Origin of the sequence: Brachybacterium sp. UMB0905 (assembly GCF_002871795.1) — a bacterium.
Taxonomy (GTDB): Bacteria; Actinomycetota; Actinomycetes; order Actinomycetales; family Dermabacteraceae; genus Brachybacterium.
The window spans coordinates 69721-96465 of sequence record NZ_PNHL01000012.1 but is presented as its reverse complement, the minus strand read 5'-3'; the positions used below and the strand labels follow the sequence as shown (position 1 = coordinate 96465).

The following is a 26745-nucleotide window of genomic DNA, read 5'->3' as shown; positions in this document are numbered from 1 at the left end:
CTTCCGCTTCCTCATGACGACAACCTCCCGCAGGTCACCACGACCCGCCATCTCAGGTGTCAACAACAGAAGGGTAAGCCCAGCCGCGCGGAGCTCGACGGGCGCCAGATCCCCATCACGCTCACCTCGCAGATCACCGCGCTCGCCGCGCGCGAGATCGCCGCCTGCGTAATCGTCGCCGAATCCCGCGTCCTCCCCCGGCTGGTCGCCGAACACCGCGAGCTGCTGCGCGGCCGCCCCGTGCTGCTGGCCCCGGGCGGGCTCGCCGGTGCGCTGCGTCTGGCCGAGCTCGAGCCCAGCGTGCAGGCCGCCGAGGCCACCGGCTTTCCCGCCGCCGGATTCGCACAGGGCGATCTGTTCGTCCTGCGCGGCATCAAGCAGAACCTGCCGATCGCCACTGCGCAGGCACAGCGCACCGCGGAGCTGCACGCGGTGTTCGCCCGCCACCTGCCCACGCTGGTCCCGTCGGACCTGGTCACCACCTCGATGGCCAACACCAACCACCTCATCCACCCGCCCATCACGCTGCTGAACGCGGTCCGGGTGGACGGCGCCCACCCCTTCCGCCTCTACCGCGAAGGCGTCAGCCCTGCGCTGAATGAGCTGCTCGAAGCGGTCGATATCGAGCGCCGTGCGGTCTGCCGTGCGGTGGGGGCCGATGACCGCCGCGGCCGCGACTGGCTGCACGGCTTCTACCACCACGACGGCATGGAGGGCGAGACGCTCGCCCAGTGCCTGCAGAGCTACCCGGGTTTCGAGTCCGTCCCCGGCCCCGGCACCTTGGACTACCGGTATCTGACCGACGACATCCCCCACGGTGTGGCCCAGTGGTCCGCCCTGGGACGCCGGCTCGGGGTGCCCACCCCGGCCATCGACCATGTCCTGGAGGTCCTGCGCATCCTCGCCCCGGACCTCGACCTCGTCGCCGACGAGCAGGGCCTAGAGCTCTTCCTGCGGCACGTGGAGCAGACCGCCGCCGCGCAGCCGGTCCCCGCCGGCGGCTGATCTCCGGCACCCGCCCACTGCACGATCCGCACCACCGCCCCACCCACCCCCTGTCCTCGACGAGGAGGTCACCATGACCACGCAGCAGCGTCACATCGAGCAGGAGCTCCACACCCTGGACTCCCTGAAGCACAAGCTCCGCCTGGGCGACATCGACCGCCGCGGATTCCTGTCCGCCGCCGGGGCGCTGTCCGGCACCGCCCTGCTCGCGGGCTGCGGGGGCGGCCCGCAGGGCCCGGGCGGCGTGGCCGGAGGCACGATCCCGCTCTACACGGTGGAGAACGACCCGGCCACCCTCGCCTTCTACAACATGGCCATCGACAACTTCACCCAGGAGCATCCGGAGACGAAGGTTGAGGTGACCGTCTACTCCGACTCCAACCAGGCCCAGTACCTGTCCACGGCCTTCCAGAACGGCGTGGACGTGGGCATCTTCTCCCCATCGGTCTCCAGCTTCAGAGACTTCGCCGCAGCCGGTCACCTGGCCGAGCTCGACGACATGATCACGGAAATCGGTGAGGACGACTTCATGCCTGCCACCCGCATCCGCGTGGACGGTCATGACTACGGCATGCCGCTGCAGAACAACTCCTCGCTGGTCTACTACCGCAAGGACCTGCTGGAGGCCGCCGCGATCGCCGAACCGACCACCTTCGACGACTACCTCGGCGCGATCGAGGAGCTGCACGGCAAGGACGGCGTCAACGGCATCGCGATGGCGGTGGGCTCCACCGCGCAGCTGCCCCTGCAATTCTTCGCCCCGTACCTGTACCAGTCCGGCAACGACTACTTCGACGCCCAGGGCCAGCTGACCTTCGACCAGCCCGGCGTGCTCACCGCCGTGGAGCGCTTCGTGGCCGTCATGCGCAACGCCCCGGAGTCGCTGTACAACGCGGCCTTCGGCGACATCGTCACGGTCTACGCCGCTGGTCAGGCGGCCTTCGCGACCTTCCCCGGGCGTCTGGGCGTGAACCTGTACAACGACTACCCGGACATCGCCGAGGTCTCCGGCGTCATGCGCATCCCCGCCGGGGACTACATGACCGGGGAGCTGCACTTCGGCTCCGGCCAGCAGTACGGCCTGTACTCCGGCACCGCCGAACCGGAACTCGCCAAGGAGTTCCTCAAGCTGTTGACCACGGGAGACGAGGCCGTCGAATTCGCCAAGACCGTCCCCGGGCACCTGCTGCCCGCGCTCAAGAGCGTGCGCGCAAAGTTCGAGGAGGAGATCTCCTCGGCGACCGAGGGCTACCTGGCCGACCACGGCGACTGGATCCAGACCTTCATGGACTGCGTGCCGCAGGCCATGACCGCCTCGACCGCCATGGGCGTGGTCGAGGACGGCGAGTTCCAGGGCAAGCACACCAACCTCAACCCCTTCGCGCAGAAGATCTGGCCCACCCCCGCGATCGACGGGGTGATGTTCCAGGAGATCCTCATCGACGGCAAGGAGCCGGAGGCCGCCTGGAACACCGCCTGCGAGACGATGCGCGAGGTCACCGACGCCTTCCACGACGAGAACCCGGACTGGGAACCCGAGATCATCTGACCCCCTCCCGCCCCGAGAACCCCGGAGGTCCCTCATGACCACTGCACAGCTGGAGACCGCCGCCCCGGCGTCCGGTGCTCCCCCGCGGCGCAGACGTTCCCGCCACCACCTGCTTCGCTACGCCGGTCGCGGCGTGCAGTACGTGCTGCTGTTCGGGGTGGCGCTGGTGAGCGCCTTCCCGCTGCTGTGGGCGCTGATCAACAGCGTCCGCCCCAACAGCGAGATCGTCTCCTACCCGCCCAAGCTGATCCCGCGCGAGTTCACGCTCGAGCATGTCCGCGACCTGTTCGAGCTCTACCAGTTCCAGCAGTACCTGTGGAACTCCGCTTTCGTCTCCACCGGGGCCACGCTGGGCGCGCTCGTGCTGGGCACCACCGCGGCCTACGCCATGACCCGCTTCGACCTGCCGGCCGTCCGGGCCATGAGCGTGCTGTCGCTGCTGGCCTATCTGGTGCCCGCCATCCTGGTGCTGATCCCCATCACCCAGTTCATGTTCTCCAACGGCTGGGGCGACAACCGGGTGGCGCTGGCCCTCGTGTACATGGGCATCTTTCTGCCCTTCACCATCTGGCTGCTGCGCTCCTACTTCGAGGGCGTGGGCATGGAGGTCGAGGAAGCCGCGATGATCGACGGCTGCTCCCGCCTGGGGGCATTCCTGCGCGTGGTGCTGCCGCAAGCACTCCCGGGAATCGTCTCCACCGGCATCTTCACGTTCAACGCCACCTGGAGCGAGTACCTCTTCGTCTCATCTCTGATGACGACCAACTCCAAGCTGACCGCCAACCCCGCTGTGTTCCTGCTGATGGGGCACATGGGCACCACATCGTGGGGGCTGCTGATGAGCGCCGCCGTGGTCATCGTGCTGCCCGTGCTGGTGCTGTTCTTCATCGCACAGCGCTGGGTGGTCTCCGGAATTTCCGACGGATCGGTGAAGGGCTGAACCATGACCACTGCAGATACCGCCGCACACACCGCCGCGACCAGCGGCCCCGGCCCGCAGCGCAAGCCCCACACGCTGGGCTCTCGAATGCGCCAGGCCCTCAAGGGCGACAAGTCCCTTGCCTATGCGCTCGTCATCCCAGCATTCCTGCTGGTGGGCTTCTTCGCCGTGTACCCCTTCGTGATCGCGGTGTGGAACTCGCTGTCCTACGTGGACCTGTACACCGGTGAACGCACCTTCGTGGGGCTCCAGAACTTCAAGGACACCATCACCGACCCGTTCGTGCTGGCCGCCACCTGGCGCAGCGTCATCTGGACCGCCTCGAACATGGTGCTGCAGGTGCTGATCGGCGTGATCGTGGCGATGCTGCTGAACGCCCCGCTGCGCGGCCGACGCGTGGCCCGCGCACTCGTGCTGGTGCCCTACATGGTCCCCGCGATCGTGGCAGCGCTGATCTTCCAGTACATGTTCAACGACGTCACCGGCGTGGTGAACTACGTGATGCAGACCGTGGGAGTGATCGACGAACCGCTGGGCTGGCTGTCCAACCCGGACCTGATCATGATCACGATCGTGCTGGTGAACGTGTGGAAGTACTCGCCGTTCTTCACCATCATCGTGCTGGCCCGCCTGCAGTCGATCCCGCATGACCTCTATGAGGCGGTGTCGATCGACGGCGGCAGCTGGTGGCATCGCTTCACCACGGTGACGCTGCCGTCGATCATCCCGGTGGTGCTGGCCGGCTCGCTCTTCCGCACCATCTGGACGGCCTACGACTTCGACATCCCGTTCCTGCTCTCGGGCGGCGGCGGGCCCTCCGGCTCTGCGATCACGATGCCCCTGGCGATCCGCTCACTGGCCTTCGAGCAGCTGCAGTACGGGCAGGCCTCGGCGCTCGCGATCTACGCCTCGCTGCTGCTGGCCGTGATCGCCGCGTACTACCTGTGGCAGATGCGCAAGAGCCGCCAGAAGATGGGGTGAGCGCCGGGGCGGGGTGGCCGGGGTGGCTGGGCAGGGCTCGGCCGGCTGAGCTGGCCCGACACGCGCGCCTGAGCTGACCTCGCCTGAGCTGACCAAGCACGCAAATGTGGGATCCCGTGGCATGTTGGCGGCGCGCATGCCACGGGATCCCACATTTGCGCGGGCTCTGCTGGGGCGGGAGCACGCGCGGCCGCGAGTGCGGGGCGTGGGCCCGTCGGCCCAGCCCCCGTCGGCCGCAGGGCGTGACCGGCGTCAAGCCCCCGTCGGCCCGCGGTCAGTTCCCGTTGAGGAAGTTCTGCAGGGCCTTGACGGTCGCGTAGTTGGCGCGGAAGTCGCCGGCGCCGTTCGGGGCAAGCCCCATGGTGGCGCGCAGCTTGCGGGTGGTCTCCGGGCCCAGTCGACCATCCTGGACCGCACCGATCTTCTTCTGCAGCGCCTTGATGTCGTTCGTCGACAGGCTCCCGTCCTGGTTCACGCCCAGCCAGCCCTGCAGGGCGCGGGTGGTGGCGGGACCGAACCGGCCATCCAGCTCGAGCGTGCCGCTCGTGGAGGGGGCCGATGGGACGGTGCGGGCCGGGGCGCCATCGTTGAGGAAGCTCTGCAGGGCCTTGACGGTGGCGTAGTTGAAGCGGAAGTCGCCAGCGCCGTTCGGGGCAAGCCCCATGGTGGCGCGCAGCTTCCGGGTAGTCTCCGGGCCCAGTCGACCATCCTGGACCGCACCGATCTTCTTCTGCAGCGCCTTGATGTCACCGGTGGAGAAACGCCCATCCTGGGTCACACCCAGCCAGCGCTCCAGAGCGCGAGTGGTGGCGGGACCGAACCGGCCATCCAGCGCGAGGGAACCGCTCGTCGAGGGAGCCGACGGGGCGGTGCGGGCCGGGGCGCCGTCATTCAGGAACTGCTGCAGGGCGCGAACCGTGGCCCGGTCGCCCCGGAAGTCACCAGCGCCGTTGGAGGAAAGCCCCATGGTGGCGCGCAGCTTGCGCGTGGTCTCCGGGCCCAGCCGACCATCCCGCGCCGCGCCGATCTTCCCCTGCAGGGTCTTGATGTCAGCGGTGGTCAGGCGGCCGTCCTGGCGCACCCCGATCCAGGCCTCGAGCGCGCGGGTGGTCGCGGGGCCGAACTTGCCGTCCACCACGAGCGCGCCGGAGCTCGGGCGGTCGCTGCCGCGGGAGGCGGAGTCATCCTCGCGCGGGGTGGTGCTGCCCCCGGGCTGGGCGTTCGCATCGGCGCCGCCGTTGGCGCGGGTGAGGCCGGCGCGCACCGAGCACACGGGCCAGGCGCCGGGGCCCTGCCCCTGCAGGGTGCGCTTGGCGACGGCGATCTGCTCGGCCTTGGTGGCCTGATGGGCGTTGGGCGCGTACTCGGTGCCGCCGAAGGAACGCCAAGTGGAAGGGGAGAACTGCAGGCCGCCGTAGTAGCCATTGCCGGTGTTGATGGACCAGTTCCCGCCGGATTCGCAGGCCGCGACGCGGTCCCACACGGAGTCATCGGCCAGGGCCGACGGGGTCGCTGCCAGGCCCAGGCCTGCGGCGACGACCGCGCCACCGGTGGCCGCAGCGATCTTCGGGGCCACGCGGGCGCCGCGGAAGTAGACGGCCGAGCCCTCTGCGCGGTGGGTCGGGGCGTGACGGCGAGCAGACATCGGAACTCCTGGGGATGACGGGGAAGGGAAGGCGGGGAAGAGGATGTCGGGATGGTCCAGGCGCCGTGGGATGCGGGCGCGCCTCATCACCGTGCCTGGTCCTCATCACCGTGCCTGGTCAGCGACAGAAGGGGCCAGCGGGAATACCGCATTCCACCCCGGGCTTTATCAAGATTTTGCCGAAATGGCCGCGAGGCGAAATGACATCGAGGGAATTACGGAGTACAAGCCTGCGGGCCTCAGCCCGGGGTGCGGGCGGGGCTGTGCCGACGGCGGGTCGGGTTGCAGGCGGCGTCGGGCTGCCGGGCTGGACCGCCCGGCGCCCCGGCCCAGGCCCGCAAATGTGAGCTTCCGTGGCATACGCGGTGCGACCATGCCACCGGATCCCGCATTTGTGCGAGTACGGGCGGGCCCGCCCACGGCCCGCGCCTGCCCACGCCTCGCGCCCCCCTCGGCCCCACGCCTCACGCCCCGGGGCTCAGTAAACTGGGCCGATGCTCGCCGGCCGCCCCTCGGCTCACGCCACCGCCCGCCCTCCGGCCCGCCTCTCGGCGCTGTCGCTCGCCTGGCGAACGCTGGTCACGTTCGCCTGCCTCGCGGTGCTGCTCGTCGGCGGGCTGACCCGCTCCAACGACCTGTTCCCCTTCGGCGTGCTGGACCAGTTCTCCCGCGGCACACCCCCGAACGGCCAGGTGGTCAACACCTGCCTGCAGGGCGTCACGGCGGAGGGCGCGGTGATCGACATCCGCTTCGGGCATCGCAGCGTCGGCATCGAACGGGCCGATGTGGAGAATCAGCTTCCCGCAATCCAGGAAGACCCTGCGCTGCTGGAACCGCTCGCGGCGGAGTACGACCGTCGGCACCCCGATGATGCGCCGCTGCAGGCGCTGATCCTGTGCCAGCGCATCACCCAGCTACGAGACGGGGCCGCGCACGGCGAGGAAGAGCTGGTCGAGGTGACGCAATGGGAGCGCTGAGCACCGCCCTGCGCAGCGTCCTGGCCCCGGCGGTGCCGCTCGAGCGGGTGCGGATGCTGCGCGTGCTGCTGTACGGGTTCGTCATCGTGGACGTGCTGACCTTCTCGCGCGACGTCCTCTCCCACGCCACGAGCCCCGGGTTCTTCCAACCGCTGCTGCTGACGCGGCTGCTGCATCTGCCGCCGGTGACCCCGGCGCTCGCCTGGACGCTGCTGGCGGTGATCCTCATCGGCTGCGCCCTGGTGATCTGGGGGTGGCGGGAACGCCTGGTGGGCGCGGTCGTGGCGGTCGCGTTCTGGGTGTGGTTGCTGTATTCGAACTCCTACGGGTACGTGGCGCACGACCACATGGCGCTCATGGTCGCACTCGCGGTGCTGCCCACGGTGCCGACGGGGTCGGGCTCGGGCGGCGCGGACACGGCAGGTGGAAGCGCGGCGGGCGGGGGCTCGGAGGCCGCCGGCTGGGCGCTGCGGGCCATCCAGATCGCCGTGGTCAGCACCTATGTGTTCTCCGTGATCCCGAAGATCCTGTACTCGGGCTCGCTCGCGAACTGGGGCAACAGCGCGATCCTCACGTGGGCGTCGATCCGCCGCGGCACCCCGGTGGCGCACTGGCTGGTGGAGCACACGCCGTGGCTGTTCGTGCCAGCGCAGTGGGCGGGGCTAGCCCTTGAGGCACTCGCCCCGGTGGTGCTGTTCCTGCGCGGGAAGGCGCTGTACCTCACGGTGGCGCTGTACATCGGGTTCCACCTGAGCACACTCGTGCTGCTGGGCATCCACTTCCTGCCCACTGTGGTGTGCTGGGCCGCGTTCCTGCCGCTCGAGCGATGGAGGGGCCGACGAGGCTGAGGGCGCCAGCCCGCCCGCAGCGCAGCGTCCGCCCCGCAGCGCAGCGTCCGCCCCTGCTACAGCGCCCCGGGCGCCTGCTTCTCGCGGGCGCGGTCGGCGATGCTGAAGCCCATGGCCACGAGCGTCAGGCCCATGATGATGCTCACCACGATCACGAACGCCTCGAGCCACGGCGTGCCGGACTCGGTGAGGGAGAACAGGATGCCGGGGATCATCGCGGTGCCGATCGCGGCGCCGATCCGCTGCCCGAGCTGCAGGATCCCGCCGGCCACGCCGCCGAAGCGCGGATCCATCGAGTTCAGCGTGAGGGTCTGGTTCGGGGAGATGGTCATGCCCTGGCTGAGGCCCATGAGCGTCAGCGGAGCGGCCAGCCACCAGAAGGACAGCGTCCCGTTCTCCACGAAGCCGGACATGATCGCGGTCAGCAGCATCGAGGTGAAGGCGATCCCGAAGCCGACGATCACCAGGCGCCGCCCCAGCGTGAGCACGTACCGCCCGGCCACCTGCGAGCTGATCGCCGCGGCGGCGGAGGACGGCAGGCCGATCAGCGCCGCCTCGAACGCCGTGTGCTGTAGGTGCATCTGCAGGAACAGCGGGATGATGATCCACACGCTCGTGGCGCCCAGGAAGTACACGGAGATGATGAGGATGCCGTTGCGGAAGGCGCGGTTGGTGAAAATCCCGGTGTCCACCATGGGGGCGCGCCCGCGGCGCCGGTAGCGCTGCTCCCACGCCCACCACAGGCCCAGCACCATGAGCCCGGCGGGGAAGCTCAGCCACACCAGCGGGCTCACGCCGCGCTCGAGGAACGGCAGCATGATCCCGAGGATCGCGGCGCTCAGCAGCACGGTGCCGACGGGGTCGAGGTCCGGCAGGCGGCCGCTGCGCAGCTTGTCATCGGGGATGTACCGGAACGCGCCGATGATCGCCACGACCCCTACCGGCACGTTCATGAGGAACATCCAGCGCCAGCCCAGCTCGGGGCCCAGCAGCTGGATCAGTCCGCCGCCCAGCACGGGGCCGATGGCGGTGGCGACCGCGACGGTGGTGGCCAGCAGCGCGAAGGCTCGCGCGCGGTCCTGGCCGCGGAAATGCTGCTGGATCAGGGCGACCGTCTGGGGGTTCAGCAGGCCGGAGCCGATGCCCTGCAGGATCCGTGAGAGATTCAGGATCTCCACGGTCGGGGCGATGCCGGACAGCAGCGAGCCGAGGGTGAACACCCCCACGCCGATGATGAACATGCGCCGTCGCCCGGTGGCATCGCCCGCCCGCCCCGCAGGCACCAGCAGGATCCCGAAGGCGAGGGCGTACCCGGAGATCACCCACTGCAGGTCCCCGGAATCCGCGTCCAGGCCCTCCCCGATCGCGGCCAATGCCACGTTGATGACGCTGACAGCCACGAGGGCGGCGAACAGCGGCGCGAGCAGTACGCCCAGCAGGGGTTTGCGCCGCACCGGCGGGGACGGGGAGGAGGGGTCGGGGATCACCCGGCCACCGTACGCACGGCTCGACGGTCCGGCCACCCGGCGTGAGCCACAGGACAAGCCGGGGCTGCCCCGCGCCCGGAGCATAGAGGCAGGGCCGACGGGACCCAGCGCGGCTCCCACGTGGCGCCGCGGCCGCCTCACCGCCGCGGCCGCCTCACTGCTGCGAGGCGCCTCCCTCCGCGAAGGGGTTGCCGGCCTGGCGGGTGAGCGGGCCGCGGGCGTCGTCGCGGTAGGGGCCGGGCGGGATGACGTAGCTGGTGCGGTCCTGCTGCAGCGGCGCGGCCACCTGCATGTCGCGGATCGCCGGCAGGCCGGTGTAGTCCACGCCGGGGAAGCGGCCGAACTGGTCGGTGGCCCAGGCGGGGCGCTCCCGGTCGGCGGCATCGAGCATCGCCAGCGCTTCCGCGGGGGTCGGGTAGCTCTTGGAGAACGTGCCGCCGGGCACGAGCGGCGCCGAGAACATGTTGCCGCCGGGGCGGATCCACATCGAGCCGGGCTTGGTGCGGTCGCGCAGGGCGTGGGCGCGCCAGGTCAGCGGCGGATGCGTCGCGCTGAACCACACGGACAGGTGCGTCCACAGCCCGCCCTCGGTGTGGGCGCGGTCGGCGACCTCATGGGTGTTGACGTCGGCGTTGAGGTACTTCCCGGCGCCGAGCACGCCGATGGTGCCCATCGCACCCTGGGGGCAGAAGGCGTAGCCGTAGTTGTCGGCGGTGTACTCCTGCGCGCGGGAGTAGGCCATGCCGATGATCGGCACCTGGTGCAGCAGGTTGCTGAACAGGATGCGGAAGTAGGAGACGTGCCCGGCGGCGTGATGCCCCAGCTCGTGGGCGATCACGAAGCGCAAAGCGTCGGGGTCGCGGACCTTGCCGCCCACCTCGAACAGGTCAGAGTGGACCACGACGATGCGGCGCAGCCCGTGGCCGAAGGCGAAGGCGTTGATGACGCCGTTGCCGGTGACGACGTAGGCGTCGGGGATGCGGCGCATGCCGAAGTACTGGGCGGCTTCGGCCACCATGCGGTAGCCCTCGGGGAACTGGGTGGGGCTCATGCGCACGCCGCGCAGCCGGTAGTTGGCGTACATCATGGCGCGGGCGATGAAGATGACGATCCACATGATGCCGACGATGAACACGATCTGCACGATGAAGCCCATCACGGGGGTGGATGCCCAGTTCCACAGCAGGCCCGCCCAGGTGGTGAAGGTCTGCTGCTCGCTGGGGGCGGAGATGCTCTCCGGGGTGTACTCGCCGATGACCAGGCCGTAGATCACCACCGCGGCGGACACCAGCCACGCCAGCATCGCCAGGACCGTGAACACGATGCCGACGGCGAGCATCGGCAGCTCCCAGGGGTGGCGGATCCTCTTCTGCCCCAGGATCCCGTGGACGGTGGTGCCGTTGTACACGGTGGGGTCGGCGGGCTGCGTGGACGGGGCCTGGATGGGGGCCGATGGCGGCGGTGGATAGGACGTCATAGCGCGCGCTCCTGGTTCGGTGGGTGACCGGAGCCGACGATATCTACGTCCGCCCGGCCACGGGAGGCGCGGCGGCAGATTGTGGATGAATCATCGCCGCAGGGTGGAGCGGATGTGGCCGCAGGGTGGAACGGGTTGCGCCGAAAGGCGCAGCGGGGTCAGCCGATCGGCGGATCCGCTCACTCTGGCCGGGCGCTCGGTCAGCCTGCCGTGGCCGGGTGCTCAGCTGCACAGCGGACGCGCCCGCGCCCCGCCGACGCGCCCGCACCCCGCCGCTCAGCGGAACAGCCGGCCCAGCAGGGCCTTGCGCAGGCCCGTGTGAGGCGGGTACACCAGGCGCAGCGTGTCCGGGCGGAGGGGCTTTCGGGCCACGGGCTTGGCGTGCGTGAAGACCTCGAAGCCGGCGCGGCCGTGGTAGGCGCCCATGCCGGACTCCCCCACCCCGCCGAAGGGGATCCCGCTGCTACCCACATGCGCGAGGGTCATCCCCAGGGCGAGGGAGCCGGAGGAGGTGCGCTCGGCGAACAGCTCCTCGACCTCGCGGCGGGGGGAGAACACGTAGGCGGTCAGCGGCTTCTCCCCCGCGGCGATGCGGGCCACCGCCTCCTCGGGGCCGTCGACGGCGAGCAGCGGCAGGATCGGACCGAAGATCTCCTCGCCCATCACGGGATCATCCCAGGCCACGTCGGTCATGATCGTCGGCGGGATGAAGCGCTCGGCGCGGTCGGCGCCCGCGGTGCCGCCCAGGATCGCCTTGTCGTCGTCGATCAGGCCGAGCACGCGGTCCACGTGCCGTTCGGCGACGATCCGGCCGTAGTCGGGGCTGCGCCGCGGGTCCTTGCCGTACATGGCGCGGACGGCGCGCAGCAGGTGCGGGGTGAGCTTCTCGATGGTGCGCGGGGTGGCCATGAGGTAGTCGGGGGCGATGCAGGTCTGCCCGGCGTTGGTGAACTTCCCCCACACGATGCGGCGCGCGGCGGTCTTGAGGTCAGTGCCCTCGTCCACGAACACGGGGGATTTCCCGCCCAGCTCCAGCACCGTGGGGGTGAGGTGCTCGGCGGCGGCGCGCGCGACGATCCGGCCGACGGTGCCGTTGCCGGTGTAGAAGATGAGGTCGAAGCGCTGCTCGAGCAGGATTGTGGTCTCCTCGACCGCGCCTTCGACGACCCGCACCCAGTCGGGATCCAGGTGGGTACGCAGCAGGTGCGCTAGGGCCGCGGAGGTTGCGGGCGCCACCTCGGAGGGCTTGAGGATCGCGGTGTTGCCGCCGGCGATCGCGCCGATCAGCGGGCCGAGCGTGAGGTTCAGCGGGTAGTTCCACGGCGCGATGATCAGCGTGGTGCCCATCGGTTCGCGGCGCAGCTGCGCGGAGGCGGGGCTGAGCAGCAGGCCGGGCCGCAGCCGCTCGGGCCGCATCCACGAGGCGAGGTTCCGGCGCACCTCGCGGATCTCCTGCCCCACGACGCCGAGCTCCGTGATCGCGGCTTCCGTCCGAGGCTTGCCGAGGTCCTGCGCAAGGGCGGTCAGCAGCAGCTCGCGCTCCGCGGCGATGCCGCGCTCGAGGGCGGTGAGCTGCGCGAGGCGGGCGCGCAGGGGCCGGGGGGTGCCGGCGTCGAAGGAGGCGCGCAGGGCGGTGACGTCCTGCTCGATCCTCGCGCGCAGGCCCGTGGCCTGGGCGGGACTGGACTCCCCGGCGCTGGATGCCGTGGAGGCGGTGTCGCGGGTGGTGCGGGCGGTCACGTCATCGGACATGACCCCAGGGTAGGCCCCGCGGGCGCTCTCGCGAGAGAATGGAGCCTGCGGGCCTGAGGTGCGGGCTCGCGGGAAGGTGCCGTGATGTCGACGCTGTTGCTGGCCGCGCCGCTGCTGGTCACGCTGACGCTGTTGGTCTCCGGGGTGGCGAAGCTCGGCGAGCGCGCGGGGACGCGTGATGCGATGACCTCGCTGCGGCTGCCGCTGCGGTCCCTGCATGGCCTGGTGGCCTCGACGCTGCCGGCGGCGGAGATCGTGCTCGCGCTGCTGCTGTGGGTGCCGCTGCAGGCGCTGCAGGTCGTGGTGGCGGTGCTGATTCTGCTGCTGTTCCTGGCGTATCTGGGGATCATCGCGCGGGCCCTGACCTTCGATGAACAGGTGGACTGTTCCTGCTTCGGCACCCTCGCCTCCCCCACCGTCACCCGCTCCACGCTGGGCCGGAACATCCTCCTCACCCTCCTCGCGGTGCTCACCCTCGTCGCCGCGGTCAGCGGAGTGCTCACCATGACCGTGGCGCAGGCTCCGCTGTATCTGGTGATCATCGCGGCCGTGCTGCTGCTGACCGTGCTGCTCACGGTGCTGACCCTGGGCGGCCTCAAGGGCTCCGCAGCAGCTGACTCCGGGCCCGATGCACCGGGGGCGCCGATCGGCCAGCCCGGCGTCGTCACCGACGAGGAGCCGGGCGAGGACGGCCTGCTGGACTACGAGCGCACCCCGATCCCCGCCGCGATCCTGCAGTGCCCGGACGGGTCCCTCATGTCCCTGGACCGCCTCACGATCCAGCGCGCGGCGCTGCTGGTGTTCGCGACCGAAGGCTGCGGGCCCTGCGAACGCGTGCTGGACCATGCCGCGGAGTGGATCGAGGACCTCTCCCCCCACCTGCAGGTGCGCTTCGTGTTCTCCCGCCCGAAGGAGTCCCTGCGCGAACGCACCGCGCAGCGGGTGGGGGACGCAGTGCTGCACGACCACGAGTTCACGACCCGGACCGCGCTCGACGCGCGTGGCGCCCCATCGGCCGTGCTGCTGGGGGCCGACGGGATGCTCGCCGGCGGTCCGGTGGTGGGCGGGACTGCCGTGATCGAGTTCGTCGAGGAGATCCGTGTGCAGCTGGAGCAGGCCCGGGAAGCCGGTGAGCTGCCGTGAGCACCCACTCCCCCGCACCGCTGTCCGTCCTGTTCGTCTGCACCGGGAACGTGTGCCGCTCCCCCTTCGCCGAACGTCTGCTGGCCGCCCGCCTCCCCGGCGTCCGCACCGCGAGCCGCGGCATCGCGGCGTTGGACGGGCAGCCGATGGAGGCGCTGATGGCCGCGGAGCTCGGCGAGCGCGGCGGCGATGCCGAGGGCTTCCGCGCAGCCACCGTCACCGCCCCGGATCTGGACGCTGACCTTGTGCTCACCATGTCCCAGCGTCAGCGCATGCACCTGCTCGACGAGTTCCCGCACGCGGTGCGGCGCATCGGGCTGCTGGGCAGCCTGCCGCAGCTGGTGCGGCTCGCCCAGGAGTCCCCGGAGCGTCCGCTGCGAGAGCACGTGGCCGCTTGGTCCCGGATCCCGGCGCCGCGCGGCGCGGACATCCCCGACCCCTACCGGCGGGGTCCCGAGGCGGCGGCGCACGCCGCCCGCCTCATCGACACGCAGATCGATGCGCTCGCGGGGCTTCTCAGCCCCTGATCACCCAGCGGGAGGCCACGAGGCCCTCAAGCACCCGGGTGACGATGTCCCCACTCGCCGGGTCCTCCCCCAGCTCGGCGACCACCGTCTGGATCGTGTCCGCGAGGGTGAGCGGGCCGTCGGTGCGCAGGATCTCCCACACCAGCCCCGACAAACCCGGCAGGTGCACCGCTCTGCGCTGATCCAGCGCGAACACCCCACCTTCCACGGCGAGGGCCTGCGCGGTCGGGGCGGCCTGGAGGAGTCCTGGGCCGGGTGCCATCGCCGCCTGCGGGGCGGGCAGCGGGGCGTGCGGGGAGTGAAGCGCAGGCGGCAGCTCGGACAGCAGCTCGGCGAGCTGCGCGGATTCGGTGTAACGCACCTCGACGGCGCCGCCGGTCCTGGTCAGCAGCCCGGTGAGGATCCCAAGCCCGTCCGGCAGCTCCCACAGCGAGGATGTCTGCGGCACCACGGCGGCGAGCGCCTCCCCCAGCGGGAGCCGGCGCACCGCCCCCGAGCCATTGCAGTCCTGCTCCCGGCGCAGGACCACCATGATGTCCGGGGCCGGGGCGGCGTGGGCCGGGATCAGGCCCAGGTCCGGCAGGGCGAGGTCGCCTTTGTCCCGCCCGGGCCCCGTCCCGAGGGAGACGGGCTTGGGGTACCCGGTGATGCGGAGGTCCGACGGGTCCAGGATGGTCAGCTCGTCGCTCAGGTACCGCCCTGCGGCGGCGAGGGTGCGGGTGGCGGTGGACTTCCCGGCCCCGGAGGGCCCGATCAGCGTCACGACGCCCAGGTCCGGATGCTGGATCGTGCCGGCGTGCAGCATGAGACGGGTGCCCGCTCGGCGCGCGATGAGCTTACGGGTGATCAGGCCGGAGACCACATACGCCGTGGCAGCCCCGGACGGGGGCACGATGACCGCGCCCTTCCGCTGCTCTCCCGGCGCCACGAGGTCCAGGACGATGTCCGGCTCGCGTTCCCCGGCGGGCACCACCACGTGCTCCCAGAGGTGCGCCAGCGTCCCGGCGAGCTCTTCGAGCCCCTCGCCCAGGTGCAGGTGCAGGAGGGCGCCGTCCAGCTGCAGGTGCAGGTCTGATCCGGTCGTGCCCGGCGTGGTCTCCGGTGGGGTCATCATCCGCTCAGTGCTCCTGCTCCACCACGCCGAGCTGTTCGAGCTCGCGCAGGAACTCGGCGATCATTCCCTCCGCCTCGACCGGCAGATCCTCGTACATCGTGCGCAGGAAGGCGGTGATCTCCGCCGCGTCTCGGGGCTCGCCCTCGGCGGCGAGCATCGCGTCCATCACCAGCAGCCCGGCGCCGGTGACCTGCACGATGGGCCCGTGGGGCAGGGCACCCACCCACATCGTGCCGTCCTCGTGTTCGTCATGGACCAGGTCCTTCAGGCGGTAGCGCATCACGGCACACTCGCCTGGGCGAGCCGCCCGTGCCCGCGGGCCCGCAACGGTCCTTCGTCGGCGCCGACGAACACGGCCTGCCCGGGGCCCAGTTCATGCTCGGCGCCGCCTGCCTCGACGGTGAGCACGCCCTCCAGCCCCAGCACGATGCGGGGGCCGCTGCCCGGCACGCGGTGGAGGCTCCCGTCGGCGGCGGGACCCTCGAGGGTGGTCAGAGAGAGCTCGAAGTCGTCCACCGGGGCGTAGAAGGCGTCCGTGGTCTCGTTCTGATGCTCGGGCGCCACGCGCATCGGCGGGGCGGCGGCCACGCTCACGCACTGCAGCATCTCCTCAGCGTCCACCTTCTTGCGCGTGAGCCCAGCGCGCAGCACGTTGTCGGAGGAGGCCATGATCTCGAGCCCCGTTCCGCGCAGGTAGGCGTGCAGGGTGCCGTCGGGGACGAACAGCGCCTCCCCAGGCTGGAGGGACACGGGGTTCAGCAGCAGCGCTGCGACCACCCCGGGGTCCCCTGGGTGATGCTCGGCCAGGAAGGAGACGATTCGGTCGATCCGCGGCGAGGGCGAGCGTCCCTGCTCGAGGCGCTCGCGGCAGGCGGCCACCACCTCGGTGACAACAGCCGGGTCGGGCCGCACCGGCCCGGTGATCAGGGCGCGGAAGGCGGCGCGCATGCCATGGGCGTTGGGGCTCTCCAGCAGCAGGCGGTGCAGGCGGTCGGTGAGCTCCGTGCCCAGTCCCTGCAGCATGCTGGCGGCGCGGCGCGGGGTGCGGAATCCGCACAGCGCCGTGAAGTCCGTCAGCGCCACCAGCATCTCCGGCTTGTGGTTGTCATCGCGGTAGTTGCGCAGCGGGGAGTCCAGGGGCAGTCCGGCTGCCCTCTCCGCGGCGAAGGATTCCACGGCGTGCTCACGGCTGGGATGGACCTGCAGGGACAGCGGCTGCTCGGGCGCGATGATCTTCAGCAGGTACGGCAGGCGCTCGTCGAAGGCGCGAGCGGTCACCTCGCCCAGACGCCCCTGAGGGTCCTGCGCGATGACCTCGTCGAGCGTGCGGCCGTCCGGAACGGTCGACGGCGCGGCGGGATGCGCTCCGTACCAGGCTTCAGCCCACGGGCGGCCGTCGGCCGTGGCACCGAGCATCTGCGGGATCGCGGTGCGGGACCCCCAGGCGTAGTGCTGAATGCGACTATCGATCTGCCACATGACCCGCTCCTTCCCGCGGCGCGGATGCGAGCCGCACATGCCTACACTCCTCGGTATGAGCACCACCCTGCAGGTCCCCACCGCAGTGCGCCTGCGATTGGCGCACGGCTGCCTGGAGCACCATGCGCGGACCGCCGGGGCTCGCATCCTCCATATCAAGGGCGAGGCCCTGCATCCGGTGCTTTCCGCGGGACGCCCCGGGTCCACGGACTGCGACGTGCTGGTGGCGCCCGCGGACGTCGCCGCATTCACGCGCGTCCTGGAGGCCGCCGGCTGGGAGCAGATCACCACGTTCCCGCACGGCAGCGTGTTCGGGCATGCCGCTGCGTTCCATCACCAGCTGTGGGGCACCGTGGACGTGCACCGCTGGTTCCCCGGGATGCACCGAGATCCCGCGCACTCCTTCGAACGTCTGTGGTCCGATCACGAGGTGACAGACCTGGGCGGGATCGACTGCGCCGTCCCGGCGCTGCTGCACCAGCGGCTGCTGCTTCTGGTGCACGCCGCCCGCGAGTCCGCCGGGAAGTCCGCCCGAGACGTCGAGGCGGCGTGGGGCGCGCTGGATGACGCAGGCCGCCAGGACATCGTCGCACTGGCCCATGACCTGGGCGCCGAGGTCCCGCTGGGCCTGGTCACCGGCCAGGAAGGCCTGGTCACGGGCGGCCCGGACGAGCACCTGTGGCGCGCGCTCGATGCTGACGCGGATCCGACGGCGGTGTGGAGGGCACGACTGCGGGATTCTCGCGGCGTGCTGGGTCGAGGCCGGGTGCTGGCCCAGGCGATGCACGTCAATCACGACCATCTCTCCCTCCGGCTGGGCCATGCGCCGAGCCGACGCGAGCTGCGACGGGAGTGGTGGTCGCGGTGGGGTCGGCTGGCGAAGGATCTCCTGCGTCGCCGCTGAGCAGCAGGCGGCGCAGACCGAGCCCGGCGGCGACGCCCAGGGCAGCTCCCAGGGTGTTCATGACGATGTCCCACACATCGGCGTGCCGGGTGCCGAGCGATAGCTGATAGGACTCCACCGCGGCGGAGGAGGCGGCGCCAACGGCCACCCACCACCAGGTGGGGCGCAGCACCGCGAGCGCGGCGAAGGCCGGGATGAACAGCAGCACGTTCGCCACCACCGCGAACTGCTCCGGGGTGACAAGGTGACGCATGCCCAGCAGCCCGGTGGTCCAGAACCAGACCTGCACGTTGGCGCGGTTGACCCCCCAACCATCCGAGGTCAGCAGCAGTGCAGCGGCGGCCAGGACGTAAAGCGCGAGCACGGCGATCGCGGCGAGTCGAAGGAGCCGGAGGCTCACGTCAGTACGCTCCCGCCGCGGCGAGCACCGCCCTGACGGTGCGCAAAAGGATCTGCAGGTCTCGCAGGAACGACCAGTTGTCCACGTAGTAGAGGTCCAGCCGCACGGTGTCCTCCCAGGAGAGGTCGCTGCGACCGGAGACCTGCCACAGCCCGGTGATGCCGGGGCGCACGCTCAGCCGGCGCCACGCCATCTCGTCGTACTCGGCGACCTCCTGCGGCAAGGCCGGCCGGGGCCCCACCAGGCTCATGTCCCCGCGCAGCACGTTCCACAGCTGCGGCAGCTCGTCCAGCGAGTATTTGCGCAGAAAGCGGCCAGGTTTGGTGATACGTGGGTCCTCGCGCATCTTGAACATCACGGCGTTGCCCCGGTCCTGGACGGCCCGCTCCAGCTTCTCCACGCGCACGGCCTCCGCGTCGGTGACCATGGAGCGGAACTTGAGGAACTCAAAATGCTGGCCGTCGCGACCCACGCGGTCCTGCCGAAAGATCACGGGCCCGCCGTCGTGCAGCCGGATGCGCAGGGCAATCAGCCCCATCAGCGGGGCGAGCAGCAGCAGACCCGCCCCAGCGGCGATGATGTCGAAGGCGCGCTTGGTCCAGCGCAGCGCCTCGCGGGCGCGCGGCAGGTCCATATGCACCAGCGGCAGTCCGGCCACGGGCCGCATCTGCACGCGGTCGGCAGCGATCTCGGACAGGGCGGGCACCACGATCACGCGCACGTCTTCGCGTTCGAGCTGCCAGGCGGTGCGCCGGAACTCCTCGGGGCCGGTGCCGGCGCCGGCGGCGAACAGTAGGACGCCGGGGCGTTCACGCCGCACCACTTCCAGCAGGTCCTCGCGGGCGCCGAGCACGGGAATGCCCGTGCGGGAGCTGCGGTCCTGTCCGGTGGGGGTGAGTGCGCCGATCACGCTGTAGCCCAGCCAGCGTTCGCGGTGGAGGGTGCGGGCGATCTGGTCGATGTGCTCGAGGGAGCCGACGGCCAGCACCTGGGTGCCCAGGTGCCCGCGGGCGCGCAGGCGGTTGAGGATCCGACGGGCCAGCACGCGCACGCCCAGCAGAAGCACGGGGCCGATGAGGAACAGCAGCGTGAAGAAGGTGCGGGACAGCGGGATGTCCGCGAGATACACCACTGCGCCGACGATCCCGGCGGCGGCCAGGGAGGCGTGCAGGAGGTTGCGGTACAGGTCCGGGCCGGAGGGGATCAGGCGGACGTCGTACCCGTTGAACAGGATGATCGCCAGCAGCCAGCCGGCTGCCATCGGCAGAGCGGCATCGGCCACGTAACCGGTGAGATCCCCGGCGGCGGGGAACAGGCTCTGGCGCAGGATGATCGCGAGGGCCACGGCGAGCGCGAGGGCCACACCGTCCGCGCCGGCCAGCAGCCAGGAGATGCGGCGTTCGCTGTGGCGCTGCAGGAGGGCGCGGGCACGCGACGCCGCGGTGGCGGACGCGGTGCTCGGGGCCGACGGGGCACGGCCGGGCGTGGTGGCCGACGGGACTGGGCCAGGCGCGGTGGAGTCAGAGCGCGAGGGCGCGGAGCGCTCCAGCTGCGTCACCATGCTCCACCTCTTTCCACCGGCTTCAGGGCCTGCGCAGCGTGCCGTGGGCACGCACTGCATAGCGCGCACCGGTGTGGTGTTCCACCCCTCAGCCGAGGGCTGTCACAGACCTGCTGCGACCCTCCGACCACCCCCAGTGACCGGCAGGTCACCACATACGGTTCATTTTCTGCGCAGGTGTTGTCAAGCCCTGCCGACAGCCCGAAAGGTCACAACAACTGCCCACACGCTGGGAAAAAGGTTTTCAGTCAGGTGTCTTTACATCCTCACCCTTATGGGTCAACGCTGGCCGGGGGCCTTTCCATGCCGTCGAGATCTGACGGTCGTCAGCAAGGACAACTTTCCGGCACGCACAGCATGTGCCACCCATCACTTCAAGGCGTGTGGTGGGGACCACGACGGTGATGGCGCGTGGCGTCAGATTCCGAGGGTCAGCGGACTGCTCTCCCCCGCCGCGGGAGCTCGAACAGCAGATCCACCGGGGAAACCCGCCGCCGCAGGAGCACGAGGACGCCTCCACCGATGAGCGCCAGCGAGAACCCGACGACCACGATGCCCATTCCGTCCAGCGCGATCCCGCTGCGACTCACGGCCTGCGCGAGCAGGGCCATGACCGGGTAGTGGGAGACATAGAAGACCAGCGAGCTGCGCCCCACCCACTCCACCGGAGCCAGGGCGCGGGGGACCGGACATCCCGTCGGCAGCAGTCCCTGCGCAAGCGCCGAGGTGCCGACCGCCGCGGGGATCACTCGCACCGGTCGCCACAGCACACCGTCGTCGAGGTGCAGCCCCATCTGCAGCAGCTGCGCCGTGACGGCGAACGCGATGAGCACGACGCCGAGCAGCAGGACCCGGTGTCGGCTGAGCGATGCGAGCCGTGGGGCCAGCAGGTGCCCCAGGAAGAACAGCGTCATGTAGAAGAAGAAGCTGGTGATGAAGCCGCGCTGCGCAGCACCGGCAACCGCCGCCATCCCCACTGCCGTGAGCAGCACAGGCATCGCGCCGATGCGGGGCACGAGAAGCGCGATGAGGTAGTAGACGAACAGGAACGCGAGGTACCACAGGTAGAGGGTCTGGACCCACTCCCACGGTCGCAGCAGCTCCGAGAGCCGGCCTAGCACCGCGAAGATCACGATCGCCCACACCAGGTAGGACCACACAAGAACGCGTGCCTTGCCCCAGATGTAGGTGCCCAGTGGCCTGCCGAGCGACCGGGCGAGCAGGGCGCCGGAGAGGACCATGAGCACGGGCATGCGGAAGGGTGACAGGAACGCGTTCAGCAGGTGCACCGCTTCAGGGGTGGCGATGGCAGCGGTGATGCCCGGAATGGTGCTGGCGTGGGAAAGCAGGAGGAACAGGATCGCCGTCCCGCGGACCAGGTCCATCCAGCGGTGTCTCATGGCACTCCTTGCGGCGGAGAGTCAGGCAGGCGGGTCACAGTGGCCCATACTGCGGGGTATCTTGTCGAAAGTAGTTGATCCGAGACGAAGTTCCCAGCGAGGTGACGGTGATGCCAGCCAGCACAGCGGCTGATCGGCCAGCCGTGGCCTGCTCTGGGACCGTGGACATCCGGTCAAGTCCTTGGAAGTGGTGTAGCGGTCCTTCGGTTGGAGGGGTTAGGCCGTCAGGGCGGGTAGGGAGTTGGTGGTCACCTCCTGATCGTCGGTATCGGGGACGACGTTGAGACGGCAGCGGGTCAAGACGTCGAGTCCGAGGTAGCGGCGTCCTTCGGCCCATTCGTCGGTCTGTTCGGCCAGGACCGCGCCGACTAGGCGGATGATCGCATCTCGGGTTGGGAAGATGCCGACGGAGTCCGTGCGGCGACGGATCTCCTTGTCCAGCCGCTCGGTGGGATTGTTCGACCAGATCTGGACCCACACGTTCTTGGGGAACGCCGTGAACGCGAGCAGGTCGGCGCGGGCGGCATCGAGGTGCTCGGCCACGGCAGGGAGCTTCTCACCCACGTAGTCCAGCAACCGATCGAACTGCGCGTCGACCGCGGCAGCATCGGGCTGGTCATAGACGCTGTGCAGCATCGCTTTCACGGCCGGCCACATGCTCTTGGGGGTCACGGCCATCAGGTTCGCGGCGTAGTGGGCGCGGCACCACTGCCAGGATGCGCCGGGCAGGTGCGCCGCGATCGCCTCCACGAGCCCGGCATGAGCATCCGAGGTGACCAGGCGGACTCCGGCCAGGCCGCGGGCAACGAGATCGGCGAAGAAGCCGTTCCACGCGGCACCGGTCTCGGAGGTCGCGATGCGCATCCCGAGGACTTCCCGGTGCCCGTCACCGTTCACGCCGGTCGCGAGCAGGACGACGGCGTTGATCACGCGGCCACCCTCACGGACCTTCATCGTCAGTGCGTCGGCGGCCACGAACGTGAACGGACCAGCCTCATTCAGGGGGCGATGGCGGAACTGGTCGACGTGCTCGTCCAACGACTCCGCCATCCTGCTGACCTGCGACTTCGAAAGCGAGTCGATGCCGAGGGTCTTGACCAACTTATCCATGCGGCGGGTGGAGACGCCGGCGAGATAGCAGTCCGCGACGACCGTGATCAGAGCTGACTCGGCGCGCTTGCGACGTTCGAGGAGCCATTCGGGGAAGTAGGTGCCGGTGCGGAGTTTGGGGATCGCGACATCGATCGTGCCCACCCGGGTATCCAAAGGGCGGTGACGGTAGCCATTGCGCTGCACGACCCGGTCGAAACTGGGCTGGCCATACCCCACGCCGGCAACGGCGTCAGCGTCAGCGGACAGCAAGGCGTTGATCACGTCCTGGAGCAGGCTTGCGCATCACATCCGCAGACGCTTCCGCTAGGGCTTCACCCAGCAGGCCGCGAGGGTCGACAATATCGGGTGCGGTCATCGTGATGACTCGGTTCGAGAGTGCTGTGGAAGGTTCACTCGAAGGATCACACGGTGGCCACGCCCATGTCCGGAACAATCACGACGGGGCCACCGCGCTACACCACTATCAGGGACTCAACTGCATTGGTGCGCGCGAATCGGTCAGCGGAGCCGGGCCAGCACGGGCCGGATTCGCCCGCCAGCCCAGTCGTATCCTCGGCGGCGCAGCCGTGCGGCGGCGCCGAGCACTTCGTCCCGCACGGCCCGCGGCCGACGCAGGGCCTGCACCACGTGGTCGAACCCTTTGTAACGGGTCACAGGCAGCCCCATGAGCAGCGTCGGCAGGAGGCGGCCCCACAAAAGCTTCCGTCGTGCCACCTGCGCAGGTTGTGCGGCGAGCACCTCATCGACAGTGACGGGTTCGAGGTGGATCGCGCCGTCTCGCTCGGCGGCGAGAGCTGCGGCATGCCCGCGCTGGGTGCGGGCGACCAGCACGCTGACCCCCTCCTGCTCCGCGAAGGACGGATAGCCCCGGTCATCCGTCTCCCACAGGTCTCCGGCCACCAGGTCGGCGGACTCGCCCATGCCGTCCCCGCAGCACCGGCACCGCCAGGAGACCGATGGGCCGAGCGCACGCCCCCAGGACTGCGCGTAGGTGGTGGAGACCTCCGCGCCGTCCTCCATCTGCGCAGTGAAACGCCCTGGCCAGCCGTCCCCGCGGTACCAGAGCCTCCGCAGCGCCTCCGGCTCCCCGCCCAGATCACGGATCAGGTCGTCGGTCGCATCCTGCGACGGCGATCCGGCGCAGAAGAAGCTCAGCATCAGCGGGCTTTCCGAATCATTCATCGCACGCATCGCGGCGACCTCGCAGGGCTTGCCGGTGACTACATCCGCCGCGCGCATCTCGCGCACATCTCGCGCCGCGGCCACGGGGGCGTACCGACTCGATGCAGCCGCGAGCGCCTCCTGCTTCGACGTGATCGTGACCGGTACGGTCCGGCGCGGTTGCACGGGACAGCCCGCCACGGCATGCCCCGTCCCGCCAGTGGTGTCCGCGTTCCATGCCGCCAGGGCCGAGAGCACGCCCCCGCTGGATCCCCGGCGGCGGAGCTCGGGATCGGTGGCATGCGCCCGCCACATCGCTACCCATGGGCCGAGGACGGGGTGACGGTGAGGCGCAGACCGGGCGAACGGCGATTTCACGACGACGCCCGGGCAGACTCGACGGAACCGGGCGACATCGTTCGAGGACGCTTGGTCCGTGCGCACCGGCCGCATGTGACCGTGGACCAGCTCCATGCTCAGCCCCGGATCCAGCAGAGCACAGGCACCGCAGCCCGTGCAGCGCTCGGTGCGGACCACGCGCTCTGCGGCCGCGGCCACCGTCACGTCCCGGCATGAGGGCATTCGTCCTGGCATGTTCACAGCTTAGAGCGGTGGGTTTGCGTACCCTCGGTTCTGCGCCAGGGGCGCACGTCACTAGAGTCAGGACAGGTGTCTTTGAACGGTGCCCCATCAGCTGCCCGCGTCGTGATCGCACAGGAGAATCCATGCGCGTCCTCGTCCTCTGGACGAACTCGTCCAATCCGAACATCGGTGTCCGCACCCTCGCGGAGGGCACGCGCGCTCTCGCAGAACGCGCATGGCCAGGATGCGACGTGCGGTTCCACGGGACCGGCGGCCCTGGGACCGGCGGCAATGACGGGCCGATGCCGCTGACGATCCCGCGGTCGATCCTCAAGGAGGCGGTCCTCGGCCGGAAGGGCCTGAAGCCGTGGCTGCGAGGATTCGACCTCATCATCGACACCCGGGCTGGAGACAGCTTCACCGACATCTACACCCTCAAGACTCTGGTGCGAATGTCAGCGGCACCGCTGTATGCAATGCGTCTGGGGGTCCCCGTCGTGATGGGGCCGCAGACGATCGGACCGTTCTCGAAACGTCGCTCGCAAATCATCGCGTCACGGACGTTGCGGGGCAGCTCACTCGTGCTGACGCGGGACGAGGGGAGCATCGATACGGTTCGGGATCTGGCGCGGCGCGAGCCGGTGCTGACCACCGATGTCGCCTTCGCGCTCCCTCGCCCGGCCCGTTCCGAGGTGCACGACGTGCTCCTGAACGTTTCCGGACTCTTGTGGGAGCCGAACCCACATATCGATCACCAGGCTTACCGTCGCAGCGTCCGTGAGATTGTCGAGGGGCTGCTGAGCCGTGGCCGGACGATCACTCTCTTCGACCACGTGCTGGGCACGGGCAACCTCGACAACGACTCCTACGCCAGTGCCGCGCTGAACGAGGAGCTGCCGGAACCCCTCGAAATCGTGCGCCCAGAGTCCGTGACGGAGGTGCGGGCCACCACCGCCTCCGCACGACTGGTGATCGGTGCCCGGATGCACGCCTCTCTCAACGCCCTCTCCGTGGGCACGCCCTGCATCCCGATGGCATACTCGCGGAAGTTCGCTCCTCTCTTCGATCCGCTCGGCTGGCGGCGCACCGTGGATCTGCGCACCGCCGACAATCACGCCCGCGCCGTGCTCGAGCACGTCGATGCCGATCTTGAGGCCGATGTCCGCAATGTGCTCGACACGGCGGAAGCGGCCGTCGAGGACGCGGTCCAGGCGCTGCGGCGCATCGCATGAGCGAGGAGAGGCTCTCCCCTCGGGAGCTGGGCCGAGCAAGTGCGCGCGGGGGCCTTTCCACCTTGAGCGGTCAGGGGATGCAGCTGGTCATCCAGCTGACGTCCCTCACGGTGCTCGCACGCCTGCTCGATCCACGGGACTACGGGCTCGTCGCGATCGTCATGGTCATGGTGGGCGTGGGCGAGGTCTTTCGCGACGCCGGACTGAGCTCGGCTGCGATCCAGGCCAAGACGCTCTCCGATACCGAGCGCTCCAACCTCTGGTGGTGCGCTGCAGGAATCGGTGCGGTGCTCACCACCCTTATGGCCCTCCTCTCCCCGGTTCTGGCCTGGTTCTTCGGCGAACCGCAGCTCACCGCGCTGCTCCTGACTATGAGCGCCTCCTTCTTGCTAGCGGGAATGGCCTCACAACATCGCGCATCCCTGCAACGCGAGCTCCGCTTCGGCGCGCTCTCCCTGGTGAACGTCTCAACGGGCCTCATCGCTCTGATGGTCGCGATTTGTGCCGCGCTCGCCGGCTGGGGGCCGTGGGCGCTGATCGTCCAAAACCTGACAGGCGCCCTCCTGGCGGCGATCGCCACCGCCATATTGAGCGGTTGGCGACCGCGTCGTTACGACCGCAGCGTCTCCGTCTCCCATTTCTTCCGCTTCGGCATGCCGCTGCTGGGTACGCAGGTCGCGCAGTACCTGGCCGGCAACAGCGACACGGCTCTGATCGGTGCGCTGCACGGGCCGGGGGTCGTGGGGCTGTACAACCGCGCGATCCAGGTGGTGCGCATGCCGCTGAATCAGATCCGCACCCCCGTAGGGCAGGTGGCATTCGCGGCACTGTCCCGGCAGCAGTCCGACTCCCGGATGCTGGCGCGGTTCGCCGAGCGCGGCCAGCTCCTCCTGGGGTACCCGATCACGCTGCTGGCCGGTGGAATCAGCGCGGCGGCGGCCCCCCTGGTCGCACTGGTGCTGGGCCCTGGCTGGGAGGGGGTGGTCCCCTATCTCCATCTCATAGCGGTCGGCGAGGGGCTGAACACCCTGGCGATGACAGGCGGGTGGCTGTACATGGTCCGGGAGAGGACCGCTTCTCTCATGAAGTACACCGTCTTCTCCGCAGTTGTTCGCCTCAGCCTGCTGACCATCGGCATGCTGTCTCTCGGTCCGCTGGGAGCAGCCGTCGCGGTGGCCGTCGCGCCGTTCATCCTCTGGCCCGTCTCCCTCATCTGGTCCGGTCGGGTCACCGGCGTTCCCACCGGGCCGATGCTGGTGACCTCCTACCGCATCTTCGCCGTGGCGCTACTCGCGAGCGGGACCACCGCGCTGGTCGTGGTGCTGACCCAGCCCTGGGGAGATGCCGCTGCGGTGTTGCTGGGAGTGCTCACCCAACTGGCCGTCGCTGCGCTGGCCGCCGTGCTCCCGGCCGTGCGCCGCGACTACCGGCTGGTGCAGGAGGCGGTCCTGCTGGCCCGAGGCTGAGC

General features: G+C 70.0%; 22 protein-coding genes and 1 pseudogene. 11 read left to right on the top strand and 12 right to left on the bottom strand.

The annotated features are described in order from the left end of the window. From CJ197_RS11875 to CJ197_RS11860, 4 genes are all read left to right on the top strand, one after another. A partial coding sequence (locus tag CJ197_RS11875; RefSeq protein WP_102236962.1) for an NAD/NADP octopine/nopaline dehydrogenase family protein occupies positions 1-1005 on the top strand: 1005 nt, incomplete at its 5' end. 73 nt (positions 1006-1078) lie between these two features. Beyond that, positions 1079-2554 (top strand): ABC transporter substrate-binding protein, encoded by a 1476-nt coding sequence (locus CJ197_RS11870; protein ID WP_102236961.1) that lies wholly within the window; start codon positions 1079-1081, stop codon positions 2552-2554. A gap of 34 nt (positions 2555-2588) precedes the next feature. Further along, positions 2589-3494, top strand: coding sequence for a carbohydrate ABC transporter permease (locus CJ197_RS11865; RefSeq protein WP_102236960.1), 906 nt, complete (start codon positions 2589-2591; stop codon positions 3492-3494). A gap of 3 nt (positions 3495-3497) precedes the next feature. Beyond that, positions 3498-4475 carry a carbohydrate ABC transporter permease gene (locus CJ197_RS11860; protein ID WP_102236959.1) on the top strand — a complete coding sequence of 326 codons (978 nt, stop codon included), beginning with the start codon at positions 3498-3500 and terminating at the stop codon, positions 4473-4475. 274 nt (positions 4476-4749) lie between these two features. Here CJ197_RS11860 and CJ197_RS15615 read toward each other — a convergent pair whose 3' ends face one another. After that, positions 4750-6120: a transglycosylase family protein gene (locus CJ197_RS15615; RefSeq protein WP_233190896.1), complete on the bottom strand. Its 1371-nt coding sequence runs from the start codon at positions 6118-6120 to the stop codon at positions 4750-4752. Positions 6121-6614: 494 nt separating this feature from the next. On the opposite strand from CJ197_RS15615, the gene CJ197_RS11845 reads away from it, so the two are divergent. Then, positions 6615-7097, top strand: coding sequence for a hypothetical protein (locus tag CJ197_RS11845; RefSeq protein ID WP_102236958.1), 483 nt, complete (start codon positions 6615-6617; stop codon positions 7095-7097). Next, positions 7085-7945: a hypothetical protein gene (locus CJ197_RS11840; protein WP_102236957.1), complete on the top strand. Its 861-nt coding sequence runs from the start codon at positions 7085-7087 to the stop codon at positions 7943-7945. Before CJ197_RS11845 ends, CJ197_RS11840 begins: the two co-directional genes overlap by 13 nt. 56 nt (positions 7946-8001) lie before the next feature. On the opposite strand, the gene CJ197_RS11835 is transcribed toward CJ197_RS11840, so the two are convergent. The 3 genes from CJ197_RS11835 to CJ197_RS11825 form a co-directional block, all read right to left on the bottom strand. Beyond that, a complete protein-coding gene (locus CJ197_RS11835) occupies positions 8002-9432 on the bottom strand; it encodes an MFS transporter (protein WP_102236956.1) in 1431 nt (476 codons plus the stop codon). A gap of 154 nt (positions 9433-9586) precedes the next feature. After that, positions 9587-10909, bottom strand: coding sequence for a M48 family metallopeptidase (locus tag CJ197_RS11830; RefSeq protein ID WP_102236955.1), 1323 nt, complete (start codon positions 10907-10909; stop codon positions 9587-9589). 276 nt (positions 10910-11185) lie between these two features. Then, positions 11186-12661 (bottom strand): aldehyde dehydrogenase family protein, encoded by a 1476-nt coding sequence (locus tag CJ197_RS11825; RefSeq protein ID WP_102236954.1) that lies wholly within the window; start codon positions 12659-12661, stop codon positions 11186-11188. 84 nt (positions 12662-12745) lie between these two features. Between CJ197_RS11825 and CJ197_RS11820 the strand changes: the two genes are divergently transcribed. Continuing rightward, positions 12746-13804 (top strand): MauE/DoxX family redox-associated membrane protein, encoded by a 1059-nt coding sequence (locus CJ197_RS11820; protein ID WP_102236953.1) that lies wholly within the window; start codon positions 12746-12748, stop codon positions 13802-13804. Then, complete coding sequence (locus CJ197_RS11815; protein WP_102236952.1) at positions 13801-14331, top strand: low molecular weight phosphatase family protein; 531 nt, start codon at positions 13801-13803, stop codon at positions 14329-14331. The genes CJ197_RS11820 and CJ197_RS11815 overlap by 4 nt, the downstream gene beginning before the upstream one ends. On the opposite strand, the gene CJ197_RS11810 is transcribed toward CJ197_RS11815, so the two are convergent. The 3 genes from CJ197_RS11810 to manA are packed head-to-tail and all read right to left on the bottom strand — an operon-like array spanning position 14321 to position 16924. After that, entirely contained in the window at positions 14321-15445 is a 1125-nt protein-coding gene (locus tag CJ197_RS11810) for a hypothetical protein (protein ID WP_102236951.1), read from the bottom strand. The genes CJ197_RS11815 and CJ197_RS11810 overlap by 11 nt on opposite strands. Before the next feature lie 4 nt (positions 15446-15449). After that, entirely contained in the window at positions 15450-15725 is a 276-nt protein-coding gene (locus CJ197_RS11805) for a PqqD family protein (protein WP_102236950.1), read from the bottom strand. Beyond that, positions 15725-16924: a mannose-6-phosphate isomerase, class I gene (gene manA / locus CJ197_RS11800; protein WP_102236969.1), complete on the bottom strand. Its 1200-nt coding sequence runs from the start codon at positions 16922-16924 to the stop codon at positions 15725-15727. Before manA ends, CJ197_RS11805 begins: the two co-directional genes overlap by 1 nt. A 55-nt stretch (positions 16925-16979) precedes the next feature. On the opposite strand from manA, the gene CJ197_RS11795 reads away from it, so the two are divergent. Next, positions 16980-17828, top strand: a complete 849-nt coding sequence (locus CJ197_RS11795; RefSeq protein ID WP_102236949.1) for a nucleotidyltransferase family protein — start codon at positions 16980-16982, stop codon at positions 17826-17828. On the opposite strand, the gene CJ197_RS11790 is transcribed toward CJ197_RS11795, so the two are convergent. The 5 genes and pseudogenes from CJ197_RS11790 to CJ197_RS11770 all read right to left on the bottom strand — a co-directional run bounded on the left by CJ197_RS11790 (position 17713) and on the right by CJ197_RS11770 (position 23778). Continuing rightward, positions 17713-18228: a VanZ family protein gene (locus tag CJ197_RS11790; protein WP_102236948.1), complete on the bottom strand. Its 516-nt coding sequence runs from the start codon at positions 18226-18228 to the stop codon at positions 17713-17715. The genes CJ197_RS11795 and CJ197_RS11790 overlap by 116 nt on opposite strands. Before the next feature lies 1 nt (position 18229). Then, complete coding sequence (locus tag CJ197_RS11785; RefSeq protein ID WP_102236947.1) at positions 18230-19789, bottom strand: sugar transferase; 1560 nt, start codon at positions 19787-19789, stop codon at positions 18230-18232. Positions 19790-20220: 431 nt separating this feature from the next. Further along, complete coding sequence (locus CJ197_RS11780) at positions 20221-21189, bottom strand: acyltransferase (RefSeq protein WP_102236946.1); 969 nt, start codon at positions 21187-21189, stop codon at positions 20221-20223. A gap of 216 nt (positions 21190-21405) precedes the next feature. After that, positions 21406-22657 (bottom strand): annotated as a pseudogene (locus CJ197_RS11775) (IS256 family transposase). Positions 22658-22800: 143 nt separating this feature from the next. Next, positions 22801-23778: a Coenzyme F420 hydrogenase/dehydrogenase, beta subunit C-terminal domain gene (locus CJ197_RS11770; protein WP_158239483.1), complete on the bottom strand. Its 978-nt coding sequence runs from the start codon at positions 23776-23778 to the stop codon at positions 22801-22803. 410 nt (positions 23779-24188) lie between these two features. On the opposite strand from CJ197_RS11770, the gene CJ197_RS11765 reads away from it, so the two are divergent. Then, on the top strand, positions 24189-25277 hold the full coding sequence (locus tag CJ197_RS11765; protein ID WP_158239482.1) for a polysaccharide pyruvyl transferase family protein: 1089 nt from the start codon (positions 24189-24191) through the stop codon (positions 25275-25277). Beyond that, positions 25274-26743, top strand: a complete 1470-nt coding sequence (locus CJ197_RS11760) for a lipopolysaccharide biosynthesis protein (RefSeq protein ID WP_102236944.1) — start codon at positions 25274-25276, stop codon at positions 26741-26743. The genes CJ197_RS11765 and CJ197_RS11760 overlap by 4 nt, the downstream gene beginning before the upstream one ends. The last annotated feature ends 2 nt before the right edge of the window (positions 26744-26745 follow it).